Source organism: Rhodococcus sp. (in: high G+C Gram-positive bacteria), from assembly GCF_049591685.1.
GTDB lineage: Bacteria > Actinomycetota > Actinomycetes > Mycobacteriales > Mycobacteriaceae > Rhodococcoides.
In genome coordinates, this window is sequence record NZ_JBAWFH010000505.1 from 1 (window position 1) to 4,707 (window position 4,707).

At 65.5% G+C, this 4,707-nt stretch carries 7 protein-coding genes; all 7 read left to right on the forward strand.

The features are described from left to right. The coding region (locus tag WBQ44_RS20740; protein ID WP_495568552.1) for an Rv0497 family membrane protein at positions 1 to 427 on the forward strand (427 nt) is incomplete at its 5' end. 11 nt (positions 428 to 438) lie between these two features. Further along, complete coding sequence (locus tag WBQ44_RS20745) at positions 439 to 1,281, forward strand: sugar phosphate isomerase/epimerase family protein (protein ID WP_495568553.1); 843 nt, start codon at positions 439 to 441, stop codon at positions 1,279 to 1,281. A gap of 11 nt (positions 1,282 to 1,292) precedes the next feature. Then, entirely contained in the window at positions 1,293 to 2,159 is an 867-nt protein-coding gene (locus tag WBQ44_RS20750; protein WP_495568554.1) for a thioesterase family protein, read from the forward strand. 31 nt (positions 2,160 to 2,190) lie between these two features. Beyond that, complete coding sequence (proC, locus tag WBQ44_RS20755) at positions 2,191 to 3,006, forward strand: pyrroline-5-carboxylate reductase (protein ID WP_495568555.1); 816 nt, start codon at positions 2,191 to 2,193, stop codon at positions 3,004 to 3,006. A gap of 126 nt (positions 3,007 to 3,132) precedes the next feature. After that, complete coding sequence (locus WBQ44_RS20760; RefSeq protein ID WP_495568556.1) at positions 3,133 to 3,369, forward strand: helix-turn-helix domain-containing protein; 237 nt, start codon at positions 3,133 to 3,135, stop codon at positions 3,367 to 3,369. 246 nt (positions 3,370 to 3,615) lie between these two features. Continuing rightward, positions 3,616 to 3,717 (forward strand): 30S ribosomal protein bS22, encoded by a 102-nt coding sequence (locus WBQ44_RS20765; protein ID WP_003402602.1) that lies wholly within the window; start codon positions 3,616 to 3,618, stop codon positions 3,715 to 3,717. 156 nt (positions 3,718 to 3,873) lie between these two features. Continuing rightward, positions 3,874 to 4,707 (forward strand): NAD-dependent epimerase/dehydratase family protein (locus WBQ44_RS20770; protein ID WP_495568557.1); only part of this gene is annotated, 834 nt, incomplete at its 3' end.

Below are 4,707 nucleotides of genomic sequence, written 5' to 3' on the forward strand. Positions count from 1 at the left end.
GGTGACACCGAAGTTCGTGGACTCCGCAGACACGGCAGACACGGCGACCGAAGCGAAGACTGCCACCGAAACCGTGGATCCCGGCGAGGCTGGTGATTCCGGAAAGGCCGAGAACGCGCCCGTGCAGCCGGCTGCCGTCGCCGACGGGCGGGCATCGAAGAAGGATGCGGCCAAGCAGTGGCTGAGTCTGCTGGGCCAGGGCATCGTCGCGGTCGTGGTGGGAGCTCTGCTGTTCAAGGGCTTCGAGCGGCTGTGGGACGTTCTTCCCTGGGTCGCGCTGATTCTTGCTGTTTTGGTCATCGTCGGCCTCGTGGCGGTCGTTCGCATTCTGCGCCGCACCGACGACATGATCAGCATGGTCATCGCCATCGCGGTGGGAGTGTTCGTCACTCTCGGGCCGCTCGCGTTCCAACTGAGTACGAGCTGACGGGCACCGTCGTGAAGGACGGTCGCGTCGCCGTTGGGCTGTCCACTGCCTCGGTGTATCCGCAGAACACCGAGGCAGCATTTCGATATGCCGCCGAACTGGGCTACGACGGCATCGAGTTGATGGTGTGGGCGGAGTCGGTCAGTCAGGACGTCGAGGCGGTTGCAGCGCTGGTACGCAAGTACGGTGTGCCGGTCCAGGCGATCCACACCCCATGTCTGCTGATCTCGCAGCGCGTGTGGGGCGCCGATCCCGCCGCCAAGCTCGAACGGTCGGTGCAGGCCGCCGAGAAGCTCGGGGCGTCGACCGTCGTCGTACACCCGCCGTTCCGGTGGCAGAAGAAGTACGCGGAGGGTTTCTCCGACCAGGTCGCCGAACTCGAAACAGGCTCCGAAGTTCTCGTCGCAGTGGAGAACATGTTCCCGATGCGTGCCGACAGGTTCTTCGGCCGCAAGGAAGGGTCCGCGGCCAGGTTGCGCAAACGCGGCGGCCCGGGCGCGGCATTGTCGGCCTTCGCCCCGTCCTACGATCCGACGGATTCCGGGCACGCCCACTACACCCTCGACCTCTCACACACCGCGACCGCCGGATCCGACGCGGTGGCGATGATGAACCGCATGGGCGACGGCCTGGCGCATCTGCATCTCGCGGACGGCCGCGGTGCTTCGGTCGACGAGCACCTGATCCCGGGGCACGGCGATCAACCCGTCGCCGAGGTGTGCACCGAGCTGCGTCGTCGCGGATTCAGCGGGCAGGCCGTCATCGAGATCAACACTCAGAACGCGCGAACGCTGCAGGAGCGAGCGTCGATGTGTGGGCAGGCCCTGACGTTCGCGCGTCGCTACCTGAAGTAGGTTCTTCGCACATGGACAGCCCCTTTCGCACCGCAACGACATTGACGACGATCGACCGCACCGACACCGAAGGCTCGTACGCGGCCGTCATCGACTCGACCTGGACGATCGGGCCCAAGGTGCACGGCGGCACCTTGCTGGCCGCGTGCGCCGCCGCAGCAAAGGCGCAGCTCACGGGGGCCACAGTCACAGCGCAGCTCGCAGGTGTGGACAGTGCCGACCTGCAGCCCTTGGCCGTCAGCGTCAGCTACCTCAACGCACCCGACCCGGGCGAGGTCGCGCTGACGACCATCGTCCGCAAGCGCGGCAAGCAGGTTTCGCACGTCGACGTCGAGATGACGCAGGGCGAGCGCGTCGCAGTCCGTGCCGTCGTCACCCTCGGACGTCCCGATGCGGAATCGCCTCGACACGAGGTGGCGTCGTCGCTGGCGTCGATGGCTCCCGAGCCGCCCGCCGAGACCGAGGCGATCGGCGGGGACCACCCGATGGCGTCGATCGTGCACGTTGCGCAGGGCTGCGACATGCGGATCGATCCCAGCTCGGCGCACTTCCTGACCGGTAAGCAGGGCGAGCCGGAGGTGCGCATGTGGGTGCGTCCGCACGCGGGCGACGAAGCCGACGCCGACACGGCCGTCCTCTTCGCACTGATGACCGGAGACATCTGTGCGCCGGTGACGATGAACCGCGGAATGTTCGGGTGGGCACCGACCGTGCAGCTGACGGCCTACCTGCGCAAGCAGCCTGCGCCGGGATGGCTCCGGGTCGCGGCCAGCAGCACGGTCATCGGTGGCACCTGGTTCGAGGAGGACCACCTGGTACTCGACTCCACCGGCGCGGTCGTCGTACAGAGCCGTCAGCTGGCGATGGTGCCGCGCTAGCGCGGATCGGCCCGCATCTAGGCTTGGGCGCATGACGAGAATTGCTGTAATCGGAGGCGGACGCATCGGCGAGGCGCTCATCGCCGGACTGCTCGAATCGGGCCACGCGGTCCGCGACCTGGTGGTTGCCGAGAAGTCCACGACGCGCGCTGCCGAACTGGCCTCGGTCTTCGGCATCTTGACCGCCTCGATCGGGGAGGCGTCGGAGAACGCCGACGTCATCGTGCTCGCGGTCAAGCCGGGAGACGTGGATTCTGCGGTGACCGAGGTGGCCAAAACCGATCTCGACGGGGACCGCGAACAGCTCATCGTCTCTCTCGCCGCGGGTGTGCCGACGTCGAAGTTCGAACCGAAACTCCCGGCGGGTTTCCCGGTCGTCCGCGTCATGCCCAACACGCCCATGCTCGTGGGGGAGGGCGTCAGCGTGCTGGCTCCGGGGCGCTACGCGAAAGCCGAGCACCTCGAGCTCGTCCGCTCGATCCTGTCCTCGGTCGGCAAGGTGGTCGTGGTCAAGGAAAATCAGCTCGACGCCGTCACCGCGGTCTCCGGGTCGGGACCCGCCTACTTCTTCCTCGTCGCCGAGGCCATGATCGACGCCGGTGTCGGCCTCGGATTGACCCGGGATGTGGCGTCGGCGCTCGTCGTGCAGACGATGGTCGGGTCGGCGGCCATGCTGGATCGGGCCGACGAGACCCCAACCGAGCTCCGCTACGCCGTGACGTCTCCGGGCGGAACCACAGCAGCAGCGGTCCGAAAACTCGAAGAAAATGGGCTCCGAACAGCGTTTTTCGACGCATTGGATGCCGCCAAGGCTCGTGCGAGTGAGATGGGCGTCACAGCAGAATAATAAATCGATACCTACACACGTCGCAGTAACCCCATTGGTCCCGCTAAGCTCACTGGTAGCACGTGCGTGTCTGTTCGGCAGGAGGGGAAGCCTGCCGCGCGAGACGTGCCGGAGGTAAGTGGATTGATGGCGCCTGTAAACAAGTCGTCCAAGGGTTCGTCCCCGGACGGTCAACCAGCTTTGGCTGGAACGCAATTCCTCACGGTCGCCGAAGTGGCGTCACTGATGAGGGTGTCCAAAATGACTGTGTACCGCCTGGTACACGGCGGAGAGTTGCCTGCAGTACGAGTAGGTCGATCGTTCCGTGTCCACGCCAAGGCTGTGCACGACTACCTCGAGACCTCGTACTTCGACGCAGGCTGAGTAGCGCTTCGGGCACGAGCGAGCAACATCGGGCCGGTTTCGTGGATCGACTCACGCACCGGTAAGATGGGAACTCGTCGTGCCAGTGGCTTGTTGCATCGAGCTTCGGCAAACGAGGCCCGAGCGCCAGCTTGGGAATCGACGGCTCCGCTGGTTTCACCGTGCGGTGGGGTTCGAGGCTGCCAGGTAGGCGTACGCAACGCGCGTGCGCGAAAACGCTAGAGAAGAACGTGAGGAACACCCGCCATGGGTTCAGTGATCAAGAAGCGTCGCAAGCGCATGTCGAAGAAGAAGCACCGCAAATTGCTTCGTCGCACACGAGTGCAGCGCAGGAAACTCGGTAAGTAAACTGCTTCACCGACGAGCCCGTCACCCCTGTGGTGGCGGGCTCTTCGTGTTCTCCCAGACCGCTCACAAACTGCCCGAGTCCAGTAGGCTGCAGGTTGCGGCAGAGCTGAACCTGCAGGGGCGACGGGGGTGTGAGTGAACGCGAACGACCGAGGCGTGGCAGCGCCCAAAGTAGTGCTGGTCACCGGAGCCAGCCGCTTTCTCGGTGGCTACCTCGTCACCCGTCTCGCGCAAAACCCGTCCATCGAACGGGTCATTGCCGTCGACTCCCGCTCACCCAGCAAAGATCTATTGCGCCGCATGGGCCGCGCCGAGTTCGTGCGAGCCGACATTCGCAACCCGCTGATCGGGAAGGTCATCCGCAACGCGGGCGTCGACACCGTCGTCCATGCCGCCACCATCACCAAGCCGCCGCGTTCCGGTGGCCGCGCGACGATGAAAGACCTCAACGTCATCGGCGCGATGCAACTGTTCGCGGTGTGCCAGAAGTCGCCGTCCGTGCAGAAGGTCGTTCTGCGATCGTCGTCTTCGGTGTACGGGTGCAGCGCCAAGGACCCGGTCAAGTTCACCGAGGAAATGAGCGCTCGGCGCCCTCCGTCCGGGGCTTTCGCACGCGACACCATCGACATCGAGGGATACATCCGCGGGCTGGGGCGTCGTCGCCCCGATATTGCGGTGTCCATTCTGCGCATGGCGCCGTTGATCGGCCCGCGGTTGAACGGAACGATCTCCCGCTACATGACCTCTCCCATCATCCCGAGCATCATCGGTCGTGACGCTCGGATGCAGCTGCTGCACGAGGAAGACGCGCTCGCCGCGCTCGAGCGCGCCACTGTCAGCGGGCCAGCGGGCACCTTCAACGTCGGTGCCGACGGCACCATCATGCTTTCGCAGGCCATCAGGCGTGCGGGACGCATCGAGGTCCCGGTTCCGTTCGCGCTGTTCAAGAGTGTCGGCCGAGCCCTGATGGGCGGCATGATGCGCGAGTTC